Consider the following 21,429-nt stretch of genomic DNA (forward strand, 5'->3'; position numbering starts at 1 on the left):
CGGGGTGGCGAGGGTCGCCGGTGGTTCGGGGGCCGGCGGCGGTCGTCGGCGGGGTCAGCCGTACACGCCGCTGTCGCAGGCGATCTGGCCGCCGATGGTGGCCAGCAGGCCCATCATCCCCATGATCTGGGCGAAGTCGTCGGTGGTGAACTCGGTGTGCCGGGGCCCGACCGAGCGCACCCCGGGAATGATGGCGCACCCGGCGGCGATGGCGGTGGAGTTCCACTCGATGCCGAGGGTGAACGGCGGCTCCGCGGCGTAGGGGCGGAAGTCCGCGAGCCGGCCAAGCGCGCGGACGGTGGCCTCGCGGATACGGGCCTGGGTCACCGAGGGCGGCAGCAGCTCGGCGGAGAACTTGTTGATGCCCTTCTTGACCGCGACGGTCTCGACGTCGCCGAGCAGCTCCCTGGCCTCCTCGCAGACCGCCTCGTCCCCGGTGACCAGGGCCACCGGGACGCCGAGCGACCCGGCGAACGACGCCACCAGGCGGGTCTCGCCGCAGACCTCGCCGTTGAGGTAGAGGTTCTGGATCTCCTTGCCCATCCAGGTGTGGTTGAGCACGCCGTGCTCGACCCCGGCCCGCGCGTGGTAGCCGACGAAGCAGGCGGCCCGGTGGCCCGGGTCGAGGCCCTGGCCCATCCGCAGCGGCTTGCCCGGCCCCCTGATCAGGGTGGCGCGCGGGTCGAGCAGGTCGATCCTGAGGTTCTTCGTCGAGCTGTGGGCGTCGTTGACGCACACCGCCTCGGCCCCGGCGTCGAAGGCGCCCTGGACGGCGGCGTTGGCGTCGGCGGTCATCAGCTCGCAGCCGCGCTCGTAGCCGCGGCCCCCCGCCCGCATCTCCTCGGGGTCGGTCAGGCCGGTGACGCCCTCCATGTCCACCGAGACGTACACCCTCACGACAGCCCCCATGTCTCGACGCGGCGCGCCTCGTCGTCGTTCATGAACCCGATCTCGGCCGCGACGAAGTCGCGGACCGCCGCCCGCCACGGCTCGGGGATCTCCTCGATCGCGGGAGGGTAGCAGCGGTCCAGCCAGGCGGTCGAGGACTCGGTCGCGCCGAGGAACGCCGCGGCCTTGGCGAAGACCGTGTCCTCGATGCCGGGGATCCGGGCGCAGCCGTACTCGATCATCTCCTGCCCGCCGTACGGCGGGGGCTCCTGCCACTTGCGGGCTACCGGCCGGTCCGGGCCGATGGCGGTGCGCAGCGGGCGGCGCTCGACGGCGGCCTGGATGAGCTCCTTGTACAGGCACTTGCCGCAGGTGCCGCAGGGGCCGTCCTCGCCGCGCAGGCACCAGCGGACGTACTCCTTCAGCGGGGAGGAAAGGGCCAGCCGCATGGTGACGGCCTCGCTCACCCCGCCGACGGGCAGCACGATGTGCACGCCCGCCGCGGCGAAGGCGCGGCCCCAGGCGCCGTGCGGGGCCCACATCGGGTTGTCGGGGGTGTAGCGCAGCAGGTAGCGGTCGCCGCCCAGCCAGCGCGAGCCCAGCTCGTAGCCGAACGCCAGGCCGCCGAGGTCCAGTTCGTCGGCCATCAGCAGCGCCCCGGCGGCCACCGCGTGGTGCTCGGGGTAGCCGGGCCGGGGCTCGGCGAGCGTGAACTCCAGGTCGGAGCGGACGACGGTCAGCTCGCGGCCGGTGCGCGCGGCCAGCTTCGCCAGCACGTCGGCGCGGTAGTGGGTCCAGCGGTTGGGCACGCGCGGGTGGGACACCCGCTGGAAGTGGACGAACGGCGCGTCGGGCAGCATGGCCGCCGCGGCCACCGAGTCGGCGCCGCCGCTGTAGGAGATCGCCAGCCGGCGGCCGGAGCGCGGCGACGCGCCCACCGGGCCCGCCTCGATCCCCCAGCCGTCGTGGATCGCCCCGGCCAGCTCGGCGGAGATCGGCCGGTCGAAGGTGACCGCGCGGCGGGTCCACGGGGCGACGACGGTCCAGGCCGCCAGGGCCGCGAGGTCGGGGTGGATCTCGCGCGGCTCGCGCGGCAACTCGACCCGGCAGGAGTTCGTGGCCATCTTCAGTGGCTCGCCGTCGGCGCAGTGCCCGGTGATGCCGTCCTCGGGGTCCAGCCGGAAGGTCAGGTGCCGGACGGCGTCGTCGGAGGTCCAGGAGACCCTCATCCGGCGCTCCCGGCGGCGCGGTCCAGGGCCGTCCCGGCGGTCCCAGCGCTGTGGCCCTCCCCCGCGGGGCGGTCCGTCTCGGCGGTCTCAGGGGTACGGCCGGCGGCGGCGCGGTCCACGGCCTGCCAGAGCAGCACCTCGTTCTGCAGCACCCGCTCCATCGCGGCGGCCGTCTCGGTGGCCAGCCGGTGGGCGTCGTCCCAGCGCCGCGCCCGCGTCTCGTCCACGGTCCGCCCGGCGGGGGCGGCGGGGGCCTTGGCCGTGCGCGCCTGGAGCCTCTCGACCTCGGCGCGCAGCGTGGTGACCTCCCGGCGCAGCACCTGGACCTCCCACAGCGCGTCCTTGATGTCCTGGCGGTGCTCGGCCAGGGAGATGTACCGGGAGTCGAACCAGCCGCGCACCGCACTCCGCAGCCGGGCGGGCACCAGAGCCCGCTTCGCCAATCGCGCCATAGCCCGGCACGATACCGGCAAAGACCGAGATGTCCGGACGGTCTCAGGAATCGGCACAGCCCGGTGCGACCCTCGCATTCCGGCGCGGCCGATCACCCGGCTCGGCCCGCCGCCGATCCCGCCCCTCCCGGTTCCGGCCCCTCCTGGTTCCGGCCTCCCGGCCGGGGGTCCCGGCGTCCGGTCATCCCCGCTCCGGCGTCCCGCCCGGTTTCGCCGTTCCGCCCGGCCCGAGAATCGTCTCGGCCATCGCCCGAGCCGCCAGCGCGGGGTGCGCGCCGGGGCGGGTGACGGCGTGGGCCAGCACCCCGTCGACGAGCACCAGGATCTGGTCGGCGCCGAACTCCGGGTCCGGGTGGCCGTGCCGGGTCAGCTCGGCGGCGAAGATCCGGTGCAGCTCCCCCTTGTGGGCGCGGACCTCCGCGTGCGCCGGGTGATCCGGGTCGGAGAGGGCGAGCTCGGCGGCGGTGTAGCGGCAGCCGCGGAACGCGGGCCGCGTGGTGACCCGCTCCAGCTCGTCGAAGACGGCCAGGACGCGCTCGCGGGGGTCGTCGCCGGCCGCGTCCATGGTCTCCCGGTAGCGGTCGGTGGTGGCCTGGGTGCGCAGCATCTCGGCGATGAGCCCGTCCTTGCCGCCGAAGTGCTGGTAGAGCGAACGGCGGGCGACGTCGGCCCGGCCGAGGATGGCGTCCACGCCGACGTGAACGCCATGGGTGTAGGTGAGCTCGCGGGCGGCTTCCAGCAGCCGCTCGCGCGGTCCCGGTCTCGTGGTCGTGGTCACGGCTCCGAATCCTCGCACGCGGTTGACAGTAGACCAACCATTCTATCTAATGAGGCGCCGTATACCGATCGTTCTATCTATCCTTTGGAGCGGCCATGCCACGCCGGGGCACCCTGCCCACCGTCCTGACCGGTGTCTTCATCACGATGCTCGACTTCTTCATCGTCAACGTGGCCATCCCCACCACCCAGCGCGACCTGCACGCCGGGGCCGCGGCCGTCGAGTGGGTGGTCGCCGGATACGGCCTGGCCTACGGCTCCGGACTGGTCCTCGGCGGCCGGCTCGGTGACCTCTTCGGCCGCCGCCGCATGTTCGCCGTCGGGCTGACCCTCTTCACGCTGGCCTCGGTCGTCTGCGGCCTGGCCCCGGACGTCGGCACGCTGATCGCCGCCCGCGTCGCGCAGGGCGCGTCGGCCGCGCTGCTCTCCCCTCAGGTGCTGGCCGTCCTGCGCACCGCCTACCACGGGACGGCCCAGGCCAGGGCGCTCAGTGCCTACGCGTTGACCATGGGCCTGGCGGCGGTTTTCGGCCAGATCATCGGGGGCGTGCTCATCCAGGCCGACCTGTTCGGCCTCGGCTGGCGGGCCTGCTTCCTGATCAATCTGCCGATCGGCGTCGCCGCCCTGGTGATGACCGGCCGCGTGGTGCCCGAGAGCCGATCCGCCGACACCGTACGGCTCGACGTCGGCGGGGCCGCACTCGTCACGCTCGGTCTGGTCGCCACACTGCTGCCGCTGATCGAAGGCCGTGAGCAGGGCTGGCCGCTGTGGACCTGGCTGTCCTTCGCCGTCGCCGCCGCCCTCCTCATCGCGTACGGCCGGCGGCGGCACGAGTCACCGCTGATCGACCTCACCCTGTTCCGCGAGCGGGCCTTCACCGCGGGGCTGCTCACCCAGCTCGCCTTCACCATGGGCATGGCCGCCTACTTCCTGATCTTCGCCCTGTACGTCCAGGAGGGCCGGGGCCTGGACGCGCTCCAGGCCGGCCTGATCTTCACCCCGATCGGCGCGGGCTACCTCGCGGCCTCGCTGCTCGCGCCCCGGCTGACGGCCCGCCTCGGCCGCCAGACGATCGCCCTGGGCGGGCTGACAAGGGCGGCCGGCCTGACCGCCCTGCTCGTCGCGGTCGCCTGGGACGCGCCGATCGGCTGGCTGGTGCCGATGCTGGTCGCCGACGGGGTCGGCATGGGCCTGGCGCTCGCCCCCATCATGGGCACCGTCCTGGCCAGGGTCGCCCCGCGGCACGCCGGCGCCGCCGCCGGGATCCTCACCACGGCCCAGCAGGTCGGCTCGGCCATCGGCGTCGGCATCGTCGGCATCGTGTTCTACGGCGATCCGTCGGCCGGGGTCGCGGGGGCGTTCCGGCACGGGCTGGTCTACCTGATCGTGGTCACCCTGGCCGTCGCGGCGCTGGTCCAGATCCTGCCGCGCACCGCCGCCCCGGCCCGGACCCCGGCCCCGGCCGCCGCCTGACCGGCCCGGCACGGGCCGCATCCGGGACGCGGCCCTCCCGGGCGGCGCCGTACGGCGCGAGCAGGCCGCCGCCCCGGCCGCGCGGCCGGGCCGGCGGCCGGTGGGCCGGTCAGCGGCCGGTGAAGGTGGCCTTGGTCTTCTCGGCGAAGGCCCGCATGCCGTCGCGGGCGTCCTCGGTGGCGAACAGGCCGGAGAACTGCAGGCGCTCGATCTCCAGGCCGGTGGCCAGGTCGGTCTCCAGGCCGCGGTCCACGGCCTGCTTGGCCGCCCGCACGGCCAGCGCGGGACCGCCCTTGAACTGCGCGGCGTAGGCCAGCGCCTCGGTGTGGACGTCGGCGTCCGGGACGACCCGGTCGACCAGCCCGATCTGCAGGGCCTCGGCGGCGGAGACGTGGCGGCCGGTGAAGATGAGGTCCTTGGCCCGCGCCGGGCCGACCAGCCGCGGCAGGCGCTGGGTGCCCCCGGCGCCGGGGATGATGCCGAGCAGGATCTCCGGCTGGCCCAGCTTGGCCGACTCGCCCGCGATCCGGATGTCCGCGCACAGCGCCAGCTCGCAGCCGCCGCCCAGGGCGTAGCCGGTCACCGCCGCGATGACCGGCTTGCCGATCTCGGCGACCGCGGTGAAGCAGTCCTGCAGGGTCGCGGAGTGGACGGCCATGTCGGCGTACGACATGTCGGCCATCTCCTTGACGTCGGCGCCCGCCGCGAAGACCTTCTCCCCGCCGTAGAGCACCACCGCGTACACCTCGGGGTCGGCGTCCACCTGGCGGGCGCAGTCGCGGATCTCCTCCTGGACCTGCCGGTTGAGCGCGTTCATCTTCGGCCGGTCGAGCCGGATCGTCGCGATCCCGTCGGCCGTCTCCACCCGCACGAACTCACCCATGGCCGTCCTCTCCTTCGAGCAACCCGTCACCCGCACCCTAGAGGAGCGTCACGCGAAAGGACGATCGACGTTCCATGACACCCCCGTACGGCAGCGAGGCGGCGGGGTCTGGAGGAGCCGGCCCATGCGGGCGGGGAGCACCGCGGAGGATCGACCGTCGAGATGAGTCCCCGCCGGCCGTCGCAGCGGGATCTCGTTGGGTATGGGGGAGACCATGATTTTCCTGAGGCGGGCATCCCTCGTCGCCGTACTGACTCTCGCGGTCGTCCCCATCACCCCCTTCGCCACCCCGCAGGCGGCGGCGGAACCACGCAAGCAATCACAGGCCGCGAGCGCGGCCCTCGCCCGGCACATGCTGGCCCGGCTCAAGGTCGCCAGGCCCTTGTCCATCCGCGGCTACAGCCGCGAGCGGTTCCAGCCCCGATGGGGGCACCGCAAGGGCAGGTGCGACACGCGGGAGATGGTGCTGGCCCGCGACGGGCGGGGCGTACGCCGTAACGCGGCCTGCCACCCGGTCAAGGGGCTCTGGTACAGCCCGTACGACGGCAAACGGCTCAGGAGCGAGAAGCAGGTGGACGTCGATCACGTGGTGCCGCTCGCCTACGCCTGGCGCTCGGGCGCCAAACGATGGACCCAGGCCAAGCGGCGCGCGTTCGCCAACGACCTCACCCGTCCCGAACTGCTCACCGTCAGCCACTCCGCCAACATCGCCAAAGGCGGGCAGGGCCCACAGAACTGGCGTCCGCAACGCCGCGCTTACTGGTGCCGGTACGCGACCTCGTGGATCACCGTGAAGCACCACTACCGGCTCTTCGTGACCCGCGCGGAGAAGGTGGCCTTGCTCAACATGCTCCGCACCTGCGGACGCTAGCCTTCCCGGCCGGCCGCGACGGACACGCCTCCGGCCGTGACCGGCCCAGGACCCTTTGACCGGCCCCACGCGCCCCGATTCCCGCTCCGTCCCGACCGGCCTCACCCCCGGGCCACGGCAGGTCATCGGGGCCGTGGCGCCCGCCGTACGGCGGGAGGCGCCGGCCGGGTTTCGGATGGCCGGAAAATGACCCCTTCCTCTACAAGATCGCAACAGGTATGGTCGAGCCGGTCATCGAAAGAAAGTTTCACCAATGGAGGAACATTGGGCAAGAAGCTTCAGATGCTGGCACTCCCCGTCGCGGCCGTCGCGCTGACCGCACTGGCGGGCGCCCCCGCCCAGGCCGCCACCGGCTACGACCGCTGCCATGCCGGGTCCTACTGCATGTTCTCCGGCCTCGACGGCACGGGCGACATGATCGAGATCAAGAGCGACACCCCGGACCTCGCCGCGCTCGGCATGGCGGGCCGGGCCAAGTCCGACTGGAACCGTACGGCCTCCTACGTCCACCTGTACTCCGAGTCCGGCTACGGCGGCTGCTCCGCCGTGACCTCCCCCTGGGGGAAGGGCAACTTCTACACCCCGTTCCGCGACTTCTTCCACTCGGTCCGCTTCAACGGCGCCAACGGCCCGTCCTGCCTCACCACCTTCACCGGCTCCCCGGCCGACTCGCACGGCTGATCCGACTCCGGCGGGCCCGTTCCCGCCCGGCCGGGCGTCGCGCGGAAAGCCGCAGGCGGCGCCCGGCCGTCCCGCCCCGTGACGCCACGGCGGGCCGGCCCCACCGAACAGGCCGGCACGGCGGCGCGAACCCGGCGGCGCGACGCCAGCTCAACGGTGCCGGTTCAGGGGCGTCAGTTCAGCGGCATCAGGCCCCGGGTCCCGCCGGCGGGCTCGGCCCGCGCGGCGGCCTCGGCGATCACCTTTCGGTAGACGCGCTCGTAGCCCGCGGCCATCGCCTCGACGCCGAAGTGGTCCGCCACGTGGGACCGGCAGGCGTGCGGGTCGAGCTTCCCGGCCGCCTCGATCGCCTCCGGCAGCTCCTCGGGCCGGTCCAGGACGAAACCGGTCACCCCGTCGGCGACGACCTCGGGCACCGCTCCCCTGCCGAACGCCACCACCGGCGTGCCGCAGGCCATCGCCTCGATCATCACCATGCCGAACGGCTCCTCCCACAGGATCGGGAAGAGCAGGCAGTGGGCCGCCGCGAGCAGCTCGCGCTTGCCGACGGCGTCGGCCTCGCCGACGTACTCGGCGTCGGCGCCGAGCCTGGGCGCGACGTGCTCGGCGAAGTAGTCGCGCTCCACCGGCTCGGTGAGCTTGCCGGCCAGCATGATCCGCCGCCCGGCCGCGCGGGCGGCGTCGATGGCCAGGTGCGCGCCCTTGTCCTCGTTGAACCGGCCGAGCCACAGCACCCAGTCCTCCTTGTCCTCGCGGAAGGGGAAGGAGGCGATGTCCACGGCGTTGTGGACGACCCCGGCCCAGGGCAGCTCCGGGGCACTGCGCCGCTGCGCCCGGGAGATGCCGACCATCACCACGCCGGTGCCGAGCGAGCGGTAGTAGTCGCCGAACTCACCGTCCATCGTGAGGTGGCAGGTGATCACCGTCGGGACGGCCCGGCACCCGGCGTGCAGCGGCCCGGCCAGCGAGTGGTCGTGGACGATGTCCGTCTCCAGGCCGGAGAGCATGCCGTGCGCCCTGGCCGCGTGCAGCACCTCCGGCATCGCCTCGCCGATCCGCTCCGACGGCGGCACGGCGTAGGTCGCCAGGAAGCGGGCCGACGTGCCGGGCTTGCCCGCGCCGATCAGGGTGACCTCGTGCCCGCGCCGCGACAGCCCCGCGACGAGGTCGGCCACCATCGACTCGATGCCGCCGTACGCCGCGGGCGGTACGTCGTACCAGGGGGGAGCGATCATCACGACGCGCAGCCCCCCGCCGCGCCACCCGGCCGGCTCCTCTTCAGCGATCATCCCCGCCCCCGCTCCCGGCCCCGCGGCCTGTCGATGTCCTTTCCCGGGCCCCCGAGTCCCGGACCTGCCCGTCACCGCGCCTTCTCCGGCCCCGGACGCTGAAGGCGCCACCCGGGGCCGACATCGGCGGGCGCGGCTCGTCGTGCAGGATCATCCCCTCGGGCAGCCCGGCGACGGAGACCTTCCCGTCGCTGACCTCGATCGTCAGCCGGGACCCGGCGAGCGGCATCCCTTCGACCCGGATGTCCTCCATCGGCACGGGGTCCAGCCACACCTGCCCGTAGGGCACCCAGGGGTCGAGGCGGAGCATGTTGCGCAGCAGGTGGATGGGCGACGCGGCGGCCCACGCCTGCGGGGTGCAGGAGGTGGGGTAGGGCACCGGCGGGGAGAACTCGCCCCGGTCGAAGCCGCAGAACAGCTCGGGCAGCCGCCAGCCGAACGCCTCCGCCGCCTCCATCAGGCCGGAGGCGATCCGCCGTGCCTCCTCGGCGAAGCCGTACCGGATCAGCCCGGCCACGATGATGGAGTTGTCGTGCGGCCAGACCGAGCCGTTGTGGTAGCTCATCGGGTTGTAGGCGCCCATGTCGGAGGCCAGGGTGCGCACGCCGTACCCGGTGAACATGCGCGGCGAGAGCAGGTGCCCGGCGACGGACGCGGCGCGGTCCTCGTCGACGATGCCGGTCCACAGGCAGTGACCGGGGTTGGAGGCGACGGAGTCGATGCGGCGTCCCTCGCCGTCGAGACCGATCGCGTAGTAGCCGCGCTCGGGCATCCAGAACCGGTCGTTGAACGCCTCCCGCAGGCGCGCCGCCCGCCCCTTCCACTCCTCCTCCACGGCGATGTCGCCGGCCTCGTGGGCGAAGTGGGCGCGCGCGTTGTAGGCGGCGTAGACGTAGCCCTGCACCTCGGCCAGCGCGATGGGCGGCCGCGCCAGGGTGCCGTCGGCGAAGGTGATGCCGTCGAAGGAGTCCTTCCAGCCCTGGTGGACCAGGCCGTGGTCGGTCTTGCGGCGGTAGGACAGGAACGGGTCGGCCGACCTGGTGATCCAGCCGAGCGCCTCGTCGGCGTACGGCAGGAGCCCCTCCACCTCCGTGCGGAGCAGGCCCCACCGGCGCAGCTCTCCCAGCAGCATCACGAACAGCGGGGTGGCGTCCACCGAGCCGTAGTAGGCGAGACCGCCGGACTGGGCTCCGAAGCGCAGCTCGTGCAGGATCTTGCCCGGCTCCTCCTCGGTGAGCGGATCGCAGGTCTTGCCCTGCAACCTGGCCAGGCGGCGCAGCGTGCCGAGCGCCAGCGACTGGTCCATCGGCAGCGCCATCCAGGAGGTCAGCAGCGAGTCGCGGCCGAACAGCGTCATGAACCACGGCGCGCCCGCGGCGATCGTCGGCGGCTCCTCGGGCCGGTCGGGGTCGAACAGCCGCAGCGCCCCCAGGTCCTCCCGGGAGCGGCGCAGCACCTGGGTGAGGGTGCGGTCGGAGGTGACGACGGCCGGGCTGAGCCGGTCCCAGTCGGCCCGCCGCCGGGCGGGCTCGGCGTGCTCCAGCGGGTGGTGGGTGGAGAACCGGGTGGGCAGCTCCTCGCCGTCGAGGATCGGGTTGACCTGGACGGTGGCGGTCCACTCCCCCCGGGCGGGCACGACGATCCGGAAGGCGAGGATCCCGGGCATGGAGATCGGCTGCGGCTCGGCCACCACCCGGGTCCCCCGGCACCGGCTGGTGGAGAAGATCATCAGACCCGTCCGGTCGGGCGTCGTCTCCACGTCCAGCACGTGCCGGACCCGCCCCGCCTTGACCTCGAACAGGTCGGCCAGGTCACCGGCCAGGTGGATGTCGACCAGGCATCCGGCCGGCTCGTCGGACAGGTTGCGCAGCGTCAGGTCCTCGCGCAGACCGCCGCCGACGTAGCGGTCCCTGACCACCAGCAGGGTGCTCTCCGCGCGCCCCGGCCGCGGTGCCGCCCGGCCGACGAACGTCGCGTGGTACGGCTCGGTCACGAACACGTTGAGCGGTTCCACCCCGACGTCGTCGATCCGCAACTCCCAGCGCGACAGCAGCCGGGTGTCGGCGGTGTAGACCCCCTGCGCCCCGCCCGGCACGATGTCGCCGCCGCGCCCGGACACGCAGAAGGAACCGCTCTCCACCAGGGTCACCGCGCTGTCGCCCAGTGCGCCGGGCTGGCCCTCGAAAGTCCACCCGTTCACGTCTTCTCTCCAGTGCGTACGGCTCGCGGGCCTTCGCCTCCAACCCGTTGCCCTTCCCGCCCCGCACGGGAGGGGAACCGCCCGCAGGATCCCCATGCGCAGGTTTTACCTGATCAGCGCCGTATCCTCCGCCCGCTCGACCCGACCGCCGCATCGTGAGCGGATCGATCCGTTCGGGTCACGGAAGCGGCCGAGGCCGGGAGCCGCCGGGCTGACAGGGTGAAGAAATTCTTCGCTACGTGTCGGCAAAGTGAAGAATGTTATTGACATCGCGGGCCCGGCTTCGCAGGCTGTCTCGCATCGGATCCCCCCAGCCGAGGAGCGTTCGTGCGACGATCGTCCCCCCTCCGCCTGGCGGCCGCGGCCATCGTGGTCGCAGGCGGCCTCTCCCTAGCACAACCGGCCTCCGCCACGCAGACGGCCGTTCCCGACAGCCGGCAGGCGGCCTTCACCGAGGCCGCCAAGGCGTACGGCGTGCCCGAGAGCGTCCTGCTCGGCGTGTCCTACCTGGAGTCCCGCTGGGACGCCAACGCGGGCAAGCCGAGCAGTTCCGCCGGGTACGGCCCGATGCACCTCACCGACGCGGCCGAGCTGAGCGGCGGGAACCACCACGCCGAGGGCACCGAGGACGCCCGGGGTGACGAGAGCCGCCCGCTGCCGGCCCCCCAGGCGGCGCCGGCGCCCGCCGAGGTCCCCGCCTCGCTCAGGACGCTGGAGAAGGCGGCCGAGCTCACCGGCGCGAGCCGCGAGGAACTGCGCGGTGACCCGGCCGCCAACATCCGCGGCGGCGCGGCCCTGCTGGCCGACTACCAGAAGACGCTCGGCGCGCCGCTCAGCGACGACCCCGGCCAGTGGTACGGCGCGGTGGCCCGCTACTCCGGCGCCGAGGAGGCCGAGGCGGCGAAGTTCTTCGCCGACGAGGTCTACGCCACGATCGAGTCCGGCGCCGGGCGCGTCACCGACGACGGCCAGAAGGTCGAACTGCGGGCCGCCCCCGGCGTGCGGAAGATGGACGGCTGGCTGGACAAGCTGGGCCTGCGCCGGCCCGTCCGCGGCGAGGCCGAGTGCCCGCCCACCGTCTCGTGCGAGTGGATCCCCGCGCCCTACCAGGCGCTGCCCGATGACGACTACGGCAACCACGACAAGTCGAACCGGCCGGCCAACCAGCAGATCGAGTACATCGTCATCCACGACATGGAGGGCTACTTCGACCCCTCCGTGCGGCTGGTGCAGGACCCCGCGCGCCCGGCGAGCTGGCACTACTCGGTGCGTTCCGTGGACGGGCACATCGCCCAGCACGTGAAGACCAAGGACGTCGCCTGGCAGGCGGGCAACTGGTACGTCAACGCCAAGTCGATCGGCATCGAGCACGAGGGATTCCTCGCCGAGGGCGCCTACTGGTACACCGAGGCGATGTACCGCAGCTCGGCCCGGCTGGTGCGCTACCTCGCCCAGCGCTACCAGGTCCCGCTCGACCGGGCGCACATCATCGGCCACGACAACGTGCCCGGGACGATCGCCTCCACGGTGCGGGGCATGCACGAGGACCCGGGCCCCTTCTGGGACTGGGCGCGCTACTTCCAGCTCCTCGGCCGCCCGCTGCACGGCACCGGCGGCCCGCAGACCGGGTCGGTGATGATCCTCCCCGACTACGACAAGAACCAGCCGTACTACTACGGCTGCGACCGCAAGAACCCCGACGCCGACTGCGCCCCGCACGGCTCGGCGTCGGTCTGGCTGCGCACCGAGCCGCGTGAGGACGCCCCGCTGGTCAAGGACATCGGCAAGCACCCGACCGGTGACTCGCTCTACAGCGTCTACGACCACAGCGCCCGCGCCACCACCGGCCAGCGCTACGCCGTCGCCGACCGCCAGGGCGACTGGACCGCGATCTGGTACCTCGGCCAGAAGGCGTGGTTCCACAACCCCGCGTCCCAGCCCACCGCGGTTCCGTCCAAGGGCCTGGTGGTGACGCCCAAGCCGGGCCTGGCGAGCGTGCCGGTGTACGGCAGGGCGTACCCGGAGGCGGAGGCGTACCCGGCGGGCGTGCCGTACCAGGCGATCAGCCCGCTGCAGTACACCCTCGCCGCGGGCCAGCGCTACACCGTCGGCCTGACCGCGGTCGGCGAGTACTACCGGGCGGTGACCTTCGACCCGTCGAACCACCAGGTGGTCCGCGGGAAGCAGAAGTACTACCAGATCCAGTTCGGCCACCGCGTGATGTTCGTCAAGGCCGAGGACGTGGTGGTGTCCGCCACCTGACCCCCGGGACACCGGAGGACGCCTGACCCTCGGTGCGCCGGAGGACGTCCGGTCACCGATGCGCCGGAGGGCACGGAGAGGACATGAAAGGAGGAGGGGAGCCGGGCGTGTGCCCCGGCTCCCCTCCTCCTTCTCTCCGTCCCGGCCGCCGGGGTCGGCTTCTCCGTCCCCGCCCGGCCGCCGGGGTCAGCGCAGGGTGCCGTTGGTCATCCCCGCCGGCTCCTCCGGCACGGTGACCAGCCCCAGCTCGGCGGGCGTGTCCATGAGCGGGTGGTCGGGGACGACCCGGACGCTGTAGCCGAACGAGCCGGTGCGGTCCAGCGGGACGGTCCCGGCGAAGACGGCCCTGCCGTCGTCGCCGTCGAACTCCAGGGCCAGGGTCGTGTACGCGGGCCGTACCAGCTCGTCGTGGAGCCCGACCGGGCCGTAGGCGGCCTGGACGCGGACGTCCTCCGGGCGCAGCTCGCCCAGCGCGATGGTGGCGCGCACCTCCAGCGCCGCGCCCACCTCGGGGGTGTCGCCGAGGTTGGAGGTCTCCACGTGCTCCACCCGCACCCCGGGCCACGCCTGGGCGAGGCGGAGCTTCCAGGCGGCGAAGCCCCTGGCCGGCTCGTAGCCGTCCTTGAGCAGCGCGCGGCCCGACTTGGCGGCCGGAGTGTAGAGGTCCACGACGTAGTCGCGGAGCATCCGCCCGGCCAGGACCTTGGGCCCGAGGGAGGTCAGCGTGTGGCGGACCATCTCCAGCCAGCGCAGCGGCAGGCCGTCGGCCGCCCGGTCGTAGAAGCGGTCGGCCACCTCGTGCTCGACCAGGTCGTACAGCGCCCCGGCCTCCAGCTCGTCGCGGCGGTCGGGGTCACCCACGCCGTCGGCGGTGGGGATGGCCCAGCCGTTGGTGCCGTCGTACCACTCGTCCCACCAGCCGTCGCGGATGGACAGGTTGAGCCCGCCGTTCAGGGCGGCCTTCATCCCGGAGGTGCCGCACGCCTCCAGCGGGCGCAGCGGGTTGTTCATCCACACGTCGGCGCCCTGGACCATGAGCTGGCCGAGCGCCATGTCGTAGTCGGGCAGGAAGACGATGCGGTGCCGCACGTCCTCGGCGTCGGCGAACTTCACGATCTGCTGGATGAGCTTCTTGCCGCCCTCGTCGGCCGGGTGCGCCTTGCCGGCGATCACGATCTGGACCGGCTTGTCCGGGTCGAGGAGGAGCTGGCGGAGCCGGTCGGGGTCCTTCAGCATCAGGGTGAGCCGCTTGTAGGAGGGCACCCGGCGGGCGAAGCCGATGGTCAGCACGTCCGGGTCGAGGGCGTCGTCGATCCAGCCCAGCTCGGCGCGGGAGGCGCCCCGGGCGAGCCAGGAACGGCGCAGCCGCTCGCGGGCCCCCTCGACCAGCCGGGCGCGCAGCCGCCCGCGGATGGCCCAGACGTCGGCGTCGGAGATCTTGTTGACGCCCTCCCAGCCCTGGGCCCGCTCGACGAGCGCGGGCAGCTCCCGGCCGGCCAGCTCCATGATCTCCCGGCCGACCCAGGTGGGCGCGTGCACGCCGTTGGTGATCGACCCGATCGGTACGTCGGAGGCGTCGAAGCCCGGCCACAGGTCCTGGAACATCTCCCGGCTGACCTCGCCGTGCAGCTCGGACACGCCGTTGACCCGCTGGGCCAGCCGCATGCCCATCGCGGCCATGTTGAACTTGCCGGGCTCCTTCTCCGCGCCGAGCGCGAGGATGCGGTCCACCGGGACGGTGGGCCAGGCGTTGTCGCCGCCGAACTGGCGGGCGATCATCTCGGCCGGGAAGCGGTCGATGCCGGCGGGGACGGGCGTGTGGGTGGTGAAGACCGTGCCGGCGCGGACCGCCTCCAGCGCCTCGTCGAAGGAGAGCCTGCTCTCGGTCAGCTCGCGGATGCGCTCCAGGCCGAGGAAGCCCGCGTGGCCCTCGTTGGTGTGGAACACCTCCGGCTCGGGGTGGCCGGTGACCCGGCAGTAGGCGCGGATGGCGCGGACGCCGCCGACGCCGAGCAGCAGCTCCTGCATCAGGCGGTGGTCGGTGCCGCCGCCGTAGAGACGGTCGGTGACGTCGCGGGCGGCGACGTCGTTCTCGGCCACGTCGGAGTCGAGCAGCAGCAGCGGGACCCGGCCCACCTGGGCGATCCAGATCTGGGCGTGCAGGGTGCGGCCCTCGGGCAGGCCGATCGCGGTCCGCACCGGCGTGCCGTCCTCCTCCCGCAGCAGGGTCAGCGGCAGGCCGCCCGGGTCGAGGGAGGGGTAGTGCTCCAACTGCCAGCCCTCCGGCGACAGCGACTGGGTGAAGTAGCCGTGCCGGTACAGCAGGCCGACCGCCAGGATCGGCACGCCCAGGTCGCTGGCGGCCTTGAGGTGGTCGCCGGCCAGGATGCCCAGGCCGCCGGAGTACTGCGGCAGCGCGGCGGCGATGCCGTACTCGGGGGAGAAGTAGGCGATGGCCCGGGGGGCGTCGGGGACCGTCTGGTACCAGCCGGGCGCGGTCTTGTACTCGTGGAGGTCGTCCGCGGCGTCGGCGACCCGCCGCAGGAAGCGGCGGTCGGCGGCGAGCTCGCGCAGCCGCGCCGGATCGACGGCGCCGAGCAGGGCGACCGGGTCGTGGCCGACCCTCTCCCACACCTCCGGATCGACCTCGGCGAAGAGGTCGAGCGTCTCGGGGTGCCATGACCAGCGCAGATTGCGCACAAGCTCGCCCAGCGAGGCCAGCTCCGGAGGAAGAACGGTGCGGACGGTGAACCTGCGGATTGCTCTCACGCTGCCAGACCCTAGTTACTCAGCGCCACGGATGGCGACCTCGACACTCACGCGTCTCCCCCTCACCGCTATCAATCGCCCCCAAACACATCAAAGAAGGGTCGATCGCGGGGCGGCCGTTCACCGGCCCAACTCGCCCGGGAAAGCGAGGGTTCCCCGGTCTTTCCCTCACAGGTATGAAGATGGACTATTGGGGCAGGCATCTAGGGGCCGACCGCTCCACCCCTCGGGAACCGGTCCCCCGTGAGCGTGGTCACGCCCCCGGGTGCCGGTCACGGGGTTGTTTGAAAAAACGAAGATCTTTCCTTGCCGACTTCTCCGGCGGTACCGGTGTGCCGTCGCTACCTTGAGACGCGATGATCGGACGAATTCCCATCCTTGACGTGCACCCGACGGTCGAGTGCGGGCGTTACCCCGCCAAGGCCGCCGCGGGCGAGACCTTCGAGATCTCCGCCACCGTGTTCCGCGAGGGACACGACGCGGTGGCGGCCGGCGTGGTGCTCACCGCTCCCGACGGCACCCGCGGCCGGTTGCTGCCCATGGCCGAGCCGGCCCCGGGCACCGACCGGTGGGGGGTGGAGGTGACCCTGCCCGACGAGGGCGAGTGGCACTTCCGCGTCGAGGCGTGGAGCGACCCGATCGCGACCTGGTTGCACGACGCGGGCATCAAGATCCCGCGCGACATGGACACCGAGCTGATGTGCGAGGAGGGCGCCCGGCTCTTCGAGCGCGCCGCCCGTGCCGTACGGTCCGCCGACTGCCCCTCCGTCCCCGCCCCCTCCGCGGCGAAGGGCGCGAAGGGCGCCCGGAACGCGAAGACCGCCGGCCGTACGGCGGGACGGCCCTCCTCCGGTGCGGCGGCCTGCGGGCACCGCGCCGCGCTGCTGGAGGTCGCCGCCCGGCTGCGCGACCAGGCGGTGGACCCGCGGGCCCGGTTCGCGGCGGCCCAGTCGGCGGAGACGGCCGCGCTGCTGCGCGCGCACCCGCTGCGCGACCTGGTGACCCGGACCGGCAAGCGGGTGGTCAGGGTCGAGCGGCGCCGGGCGCTGTTCGGGTCGTGGTACGAGTTCTTCCCGCGGTCGGAGGGCGCGATCGTCCAGGAGGGCGTCGCGCCCAAGTCCGGGACGTTCAAGACGGCGGCCCTGCGGCTGCCGGCCGTCGCCAAGATGGGCTTCGACGTCGTCTACCTGCCGCCGATCCATCCGATCGGGCACAGCTTCCGCAAGGGCCGCAACAACACGCTGACGCCGGAGCCGTACGACCCGGGCTCGCCGTGGGCGATCGGCTCGGAGGAGGGCGGCCACGACGCGATCCACCCCGACCTCGGCACGTTCGAGGACTTCGACGAGTTCGTGGCCAAGGCCCGCGAGCTGGGCATGGAGGTCGCGCTCGACCTGGCCCTGCAGTGCTCGCCGGACCACCCGTGGGTCAGGGAGCACCCGGAGTGGTTCAACGTCCGCGCCGACGGCACCATCGCCTACGCCGAGAACCCGCCGAAGAAGTACCAGGACATCTACCCGCTGAACTTCGACAACGACCCCGAGGGGATCTACGCCGAGGTGAAGCGGGTGGTGCGGCTGTGGATGGACCACGGGGTACGGATCTTCCGGGTGGACAACCCGCACACCAAGCCGGTGTCGTTCTGGGAGCGGCTGATCGCCGACGTCAACTCCACCGACCCGGACGTGCTGTTCCTGGCCGAGGCGTTCACCCGGCCGGCGATGATGCGCGCACTGGGCAAGGTGGGCTTCCAGCAGTCCTACACCTACTTCACGTGGCGCAACTCGCGGGAGGAGGTCGAGAGCTACCTCACCGAGCTGTCCCACGAGACGTCGCACTACATGCGGCCCAACATCTTCGTCAACACTCCGGACATCCTTCACGAATACCTTCAGCACGGGGGTGTCCCGGCATTCCGCATCAGAGCGATCCTCGCGGCGATGTCGATGCCGACCTGGGGCGTCTACTCCGGTTACGAGCTTGCGGAGAACGTCCCGGTTCGTCCAGGCAGTGAGGAATACCTCGATAGCGAGAAATATCAGTACAGACCTCGCGACTGGGCCGAGGCTGAGCGCGAGGGCCGTAGCCTCGCCCCACTGATCACGCAACTCAATTTGTTGCGAAGAGCTCACCCGGCGCTCCAGGAACTGCGTAACCTACGGTTCCACAGCGTCGACCATCCGGACCTGGTCTGCTTCTCCAAGCGACTGCCCGGTGCCTACGACACGGCCACACGACGGCACGGCCTGGGCGACGTGGTGCTGACGGTTGTGAATCTCGACCCGTACCACACCCATGAGGCCACGGTGTCGCTGGACATGCCGGCCCTCGGTCTCGGCTGGAACGACGAACTCGTCGTCGACGACGAACTGTCGGGCGAGTCGTACCACTGGCGGCAGAACAACTACGTGCGTCTCGACCCTCATGTCCGACCAGCACACATCTTCACTCTGCGCGCCCCGGCGAACCAGCGGTGAGCAGGCCGGAGCACGCGGTACCGGTTGAAGAAGCGGGGAGTCCACTGGTGAGTCAGCCATCCGAGCCGATCCCGAACACCTTCGACGAGGAGAAGCCTCGAGACCCGTACTGGTTCAAACGCGCGGTCTTCTACGAGGTGCTCATCCGGGGCTTCGCCGACTCCAACGGCGACGGCACCGGAGACATCCGCGGCCTGATCGAGAAACTGGACTACCTCCAGTGGCTCGGCGTCGACTGCCTGTGGCTGCTGCCGCTGTACGAGTCGCCGCTGCGCGACGGCGGATACGACATCGCGGACTTCATGAAGATCCTGCCGGAGTTCGGCGACCTCGGTGACTTCGTGAAGCTGGTGGACGAGGCCCACAAGCGCGGCATGCGGGTCATCGCCGACCTGGTGATGAACCACACCAGCGACCAGCACCCGTGGTTCCAGGCGTCCCGCCACGACCCCAACGGCCCGTTCGGCGACTTCTACGTCTGGAGCGACACCGACGAGCGCTACCAGGACGCCCGGATCATCTTCATCGACACCGAGGCGTCCAACTGGACCTACGACCCGGTGCGCGGCCAGTACTACTGGCACCGCTTCTTCTCCCACCAGCCCGACCTGAACTACGAGAACCCCGACGTCCAGGAGGCCATGCTGGAGGTGCTGCGGTTCTGGCTGGACCTCGGCATCGACGGGTTCCGGATGGACGCGATCCCCTACCTGTTCGAGCAGGAGGGCACCAACTGCGAGAACCTGCCGAGGACGCACGCCTACCTCAAGCGGATCCGCGCCGAGGTGGACCGCCTCTACCCCGACCGGGTGCTGCTGGCCGAGGCCAACCAGTGGCCGGCCGACGTGGTGGAGTACTTCGGCGACCCGGCCACCGGCGGCGACGAGTGCCACATGGCGTTCCATTTCCCGCTGATGCCGCGCATCTTCATGGCCGTGCGGCGGGAGTCGCGCTACCCCATCTCGGAGATCATGGCCCAGACGCCGAAGATCCCCGAGCACTGCCAGTGGGGCATCTTCCTGCGCAACCACGACGAGCTGACGCTGGAGATGGTCGCCGACGACGAGCGCGACTACATGTACTCCGAGTACGCCAAGGACCCCCGGATGCGGGCCAACGTCGGCATCCGGCGGCGCCTGGCGCCGCTGCTGGAGAACGACCGCAACCAGATCGAGCTGTTCACCGCGCTGCTGCTGTCGCTGCCCGGCTCTCCCGTCCTGTACTACGGCGACGAGATCGGCATGGGCGACAACATCTGGCTCGGCGACCGCGACGGCGTCCGCACCCCGATGCAGTGGAGCCCCGACCGCAACGCCGGGTTCTCCAACTGCGACCCGGGCCGGCTGTACCTCCCGGTCATCATGGACCCGATCTACGGCTTCCAGGCGATCAACGTCGAGGCGCAGCAGAAGAGCGCCGGTTCGCTGCTGCACTGGACCAAACGCATGATCGACATCCGCAAGCGGCACCCGGTGTTCGGTCTCGGCGACTACACCGAGCTGAACTCCTCCAACCCCAGCGTCCTGGCCTACGTGCGGGAGCTGGGCGACGACCGGATGCTGTGCGTCAACAACCTCTCGCGGTTCCCGCAGCCGGTGGAGCTCGACCTGCGCCGGTTCGAGGGGTCGGTGCCCGTGGAGACGATGGGCGGAGTTCCTTTCCCTCCGATCGGCGAACTTCCGTATCTTTTGACGCTTCCTGGGCATGGGTTCTACTGGTTCACCCTGCCGCCCGCACCCCAGGAGGCGTAAGGCCGTGTTGACGGAGCTCCTTGCCGGATGGATAGCGCATCAGCGATGGTTCGCCGGTAAGGGGCGGCCGATAGACGAGCTCGACATCGAGTCCGACGTCGAGCTCGTCCCCCGCCTCCGTCACCTCATCCTCCGCGTCCGCCAGGGCGACGACCTCGACCGCTACCAGCTCCTGCTCGGCACCGGCGGCGACACCTCCGGCCGGTTCAGCCACGTCCGGATCGGCGAGGGTTACTACGACGCCGCCCACGACGCCGACCTCACCTGCGTCCTGCTGGACGGGATGGCCGAGGACCGCGACACCGGCCCGCTGCGCATGCGCCACATGCCGGGCGCCGACATCGACACCTCGCTGCGCAGCCTGGTGCTGGGCGCCGAGCAGTCCAACACCTCCCTGGTGTACGGCGAGACCTACATCTGCAAGCTGTTCCGCCGGCTGATCCCCGGCGTCAACCCCGAGCTGGAGATCGTCCGCGCCCTGGCCGCCCGCGACGCCCAGCACATCGCGCGGCCGTACGGCTGGATCGAGACCGACCTGGACGGCGTGCCGACCACGCTGGCGATCACGCAGGAGTTCCTGTCGACCGCCAACGACGGCTGGGCCCTGGCGCTGGCCAGCGTCCGCGACCTCTACGCCAGCCTCACCCCCTCGGCCTCGGAGGCGGGCGGCGACTTCAGCTCCGAGTCCTACCGCCTCGGCGTGGCCACCGCCGAGATCCACAGCGAATTGGCCGCGACCTTCCCGACCTCGGTGATGGAGGCCCACGAGGTCAAGCAGCTCATCGAGGACCAGCGCCGCCGCCTGATCCAGATGGTCGAGGAGGTGCCCGAGCTGGGCCGCCACGCCCACGTGGTCCAGGAGGCCTACCAGCGGGTCGCCGACACCGCCTACGAGATCCCGGTCCAGCGGGTCCACGGCGACTACCACCTGGGCCAGGTGATGCGCACCCCGACCGACTGGATCGTCCTCGACTTCGAGGGCGAGCCCGGCCAGCCCCTGGAGGAGCGCCGGGCCCTGTCCTCGCCGCTGCGGGACGTGGCGGGCATGCTGCGCTCGTTCGACTACGCCGCCCGCCACCTGCTGGCCGGGCACCCGCGGGCGGAGGAGCTCTACCCGCGGGCCGTGGAGTGGGCCGAGCTGAACCGCTCGTCGTTCCTCGCCGGGTACTCCGCGGGCGGCGGGCGCCTCCAGGCCCAGGACGCGGTCCTGCTGCGGGCGCTGGAGATGATGAAGGCGGTCTACGAGGTCGGCTACGAGGCGCGCAACCGCCCCACCTGGCTGCCCATCCCCATGGCCGCCTTCCAGGCCGAACGGTAGCGGAACCGCCTCGGCCCGGTACGGCGGTCCGCTCCGGCCGGCCGTGCGCGCGACGGGCATGGGCGCCCGCTCCGGCCGGCCGTACGCGCGACGGGCGTGAACGCCCGCT

At 72.1% G+C, this 21,429-nt stretch carries 15 protein-coding genes; 7 read left to right on the top strand and 8 right to left on the bottom strand.

What is annotated here, in order from left to right:
• Positions 1–54: 54 nt before the first annotated feature.
• The 4 genes from ACQP10_RS31795 to ACQP10_RS31810 form a co-directional block, all read right to left on the bottom strand.
• The gene (locus tag ACQP10_RS31795; protein ID WP_346019172.1) at positions 55–909 is read right to left on the bottom strand and encodes a M55 family metallopeptidase; all 855 of its coding nucleotides are present in this window, start codon (positions 907–909) and stop codon (positions 55–57) included.
• The gene (locus ACQP10_RS31800) at positions 894–2,117 is read right to left on the bottom strand and encodes a DUF6395 domain-containing protein (protein ID WP_346019171.1); all 1,224 of its coding nucleotides are present in this window, start codon (positions 2,115–2,117) and stop codon (positions 894–896) included. Before ACQP10_RS31800 ends, ACQP10_RS31795 begins: the two co-directional genes overlap by 16 nt.
• A complete protein-coding gene (locus ACQP10_RS31805; protein WP_346019170.1) occupies positions 2,114–2,569 on the bottom strand; it encodes a hypothetical protein in 456 nt (151 codons plus the stop codon). Before ACQP10_RS31805 ends, ACQP10_RS31800 begins: the two co-directional genes overlap by 4 nt.
• A gap of 181 nt (positions 2,570–2,750) precedes the next feature.
• Positions 2,751–3,347 carry a TetR/AcrR family transcriptional regulator gene (locus tag ACQP10_RS31810; protein ID WP_346019169.1) on the bottom strand — a complete coding sequence of 199 codons (597 nt, stop codon included), beginning with the start codon at positions 3,345–3,347 and terminating at the stop codon, positions 2,751–2,753.
• A gap of 95 nt (positions 3,348–3,442) precedes the next feature.
• Between ACQP10_RS31810 and ACQP10_RS31815 the strand changes: the two genes are divergently transcribed.
• Complete coding sequence (locus tag ACQP10_RS31815; protein ID WP_346019168.1) at positions 3,443–4,819, top strand: MFS transporter; 1,377 nt, start codon at positions 3,443–3,445, stop codon at positions 4,817–4,819.
• Between the two features lie 109 nt (positions 4,820–4,928).
• On the opposite strand, the gene ACQP10_RS31820 is transcribed toward ACQP10_RS31815, so the two are convergent.
• Positions 4,929–5,702, bottom strand: a complete 774-nt coding sequence (locus ACQP10_RS31820) for an enoyl-CoA hydratase/isomerase family protein (protein ID WP_346019167.1) — start codon at positions 5,700–5,702, stop codon at positions 4,929–4,931.
• 214 nt (positions 5,703–5,916) lie between these two features.
• Between ACQP10_RS31820 and ACQP10_RS31825 the strand changes: the two genes are divergently transcribed.
• Both ACQP10_RS31825 and ACQP10_RS31830 read left to right on the top strand, forming a co-directional pair.
• Positions 5,917–6,573 (top strand): HNH endonuclease family protein, encoded by a 657-nt coding sequence (locus tag ACQP10_RS31825; RefSeq protein WP_346019166.1) that lies wholly within the window; start codon positions 5,917–5,919, stop codon positions 6,571–6,573.
• A gap of 282 nt (positions 6,574–6,855) precedes the next feature.
• Positions 6,856–7,254: a peptidase inhibitor family I36 protein gene (locus ACQP10_RS31830; protein ID WP_346019165.1), complete on the top strand. Its 399-nt coding sequence runs from the start codon at positions 6,856–6,858 to the stop codon at positions 7,252–7,254.
• A gap of 173 nt (positions 7,255–7,427) precedes the next feature.
• Here ACQP10_RS31830 and ACQP10_RS31835 read toward each other — a convergent pair whose 3' ends face one another.
• Complete coding sequence (locus tag ACQP10_RS31835; RefSeq protein WP_346019164.1) at positions 7,428–8,543, bottom strand: glycosyltransferase family 4 protein; 1,116 nt, start codon at positions 8,541–8,543, stop codon at positions 7,428–7,430.
• Entirely contained in the window at positions 8,533–10,743 is a 2,211-nt protein-coding gene (locus tag ACQP10_RS31840; protein ID WP_433540248.1) for an amylo-alpha-1,6-glucosidase, read from the bottom strand. The genes ACQP10_RS31835 and ACQP10_RS31840 overlap by 11 nt, the downstream gene beginning before the upstream one ends.
• 327 nt (positions 10,744–11,070) lie before the next feature.
• Between ACQP10_RS31840 and ACQP10_RS31845 the strand changes: the two genes are divergently transcribed.
• Positions 11,071–13,005, top strand: coding sequence for an N-acetylmuramoyl-L-alanine amidase (locus ACQP10_RS31845; protein WP_346019162.1), 1,935 nt, complete (start codon positions 11,071–11,073; stop codon positions 13,003–13,005).
• Between the two features lie 186 nt (positions 13,006–13,191).
• Here the strand turns inward: ACQP10_RS31845 and glgP are convergent, their stop codons facing one another.
• Complete coding sequence (gene glgP / locus ACQP10_RS31850; RefSeq protein WP_346019161.1) at positions 13,192–15,774, bottom strand: alpha-glucan family phosphorylase; 2,583 nt, start codon at positions 15,772–15,774, stop codon at positions 13,192–13,194.
• Between the two features lie 356 nt (positions 15,775–16,130).
• Here glgP and ACQP10_RS31855 point away from each other — a divergent pair, with 356 nt between their 5' ends.
• From ACQP10_RS31855 to ACQP10_RS31865, 3 genes are read left to right on the top strand one after another with little or no spacing between them, the layout of a single operon-like run.
• The gene (locus ACQP10_RS31855) at positions 16,131–18,251 is read left to right on the top strand and encodes an alpha-1,4-glucan--maltose-1-phosphate maltosyltransferase (RefSeq protein ID WP_433540249.1); all 2,121 of its coding nucleotides are present in this window, start codon (positions 16,131–16,133) and stop codon (positions 18,249–18,251) included.
• A 47-nt stretch (positions 18,252–18,298) separates the two neighbouring features.
• Positions 18,299–20,002 (top strand): maltose alpha-D-glucosyltransferase, encoded by a 1,704-nt coding sequence (gene treS / locus ACQP10_RS31860; RefSeq protein WP_179825021.1) that lies wholly within the window; start codon positions 18,299–18,301, stop codon positions 20,000–20,002.
• A gap of 4 nt (positions 20,003–20,006) precedes the next feature.
• On the top strand, positions 20,007–21,320 hold the full coding sequence (locus ACQP10_RS31865; RefSeq protein ID WP_179825023.1) for a maltokinase N-terminal cap-like domain-containing protein: 1,314 nt from the start codon (positions 20,007–20,009) through the stop codon (positions 21,318–21,320).
• Positions 21,321–21,429 lie beyond the last annotated feature (109 nt).

Origin of the sequence: Streptosporangium sandarakinum, from assembly GCF_050942225.1 — a bacterium.
GTDB classification, from domain to species: Bacteria; Actinomycetota; Actinomycetes; order Streptosporangiales; family Streptosporangiaceae; genus Streptosporangium; species Streptosporangium nondiastaticum.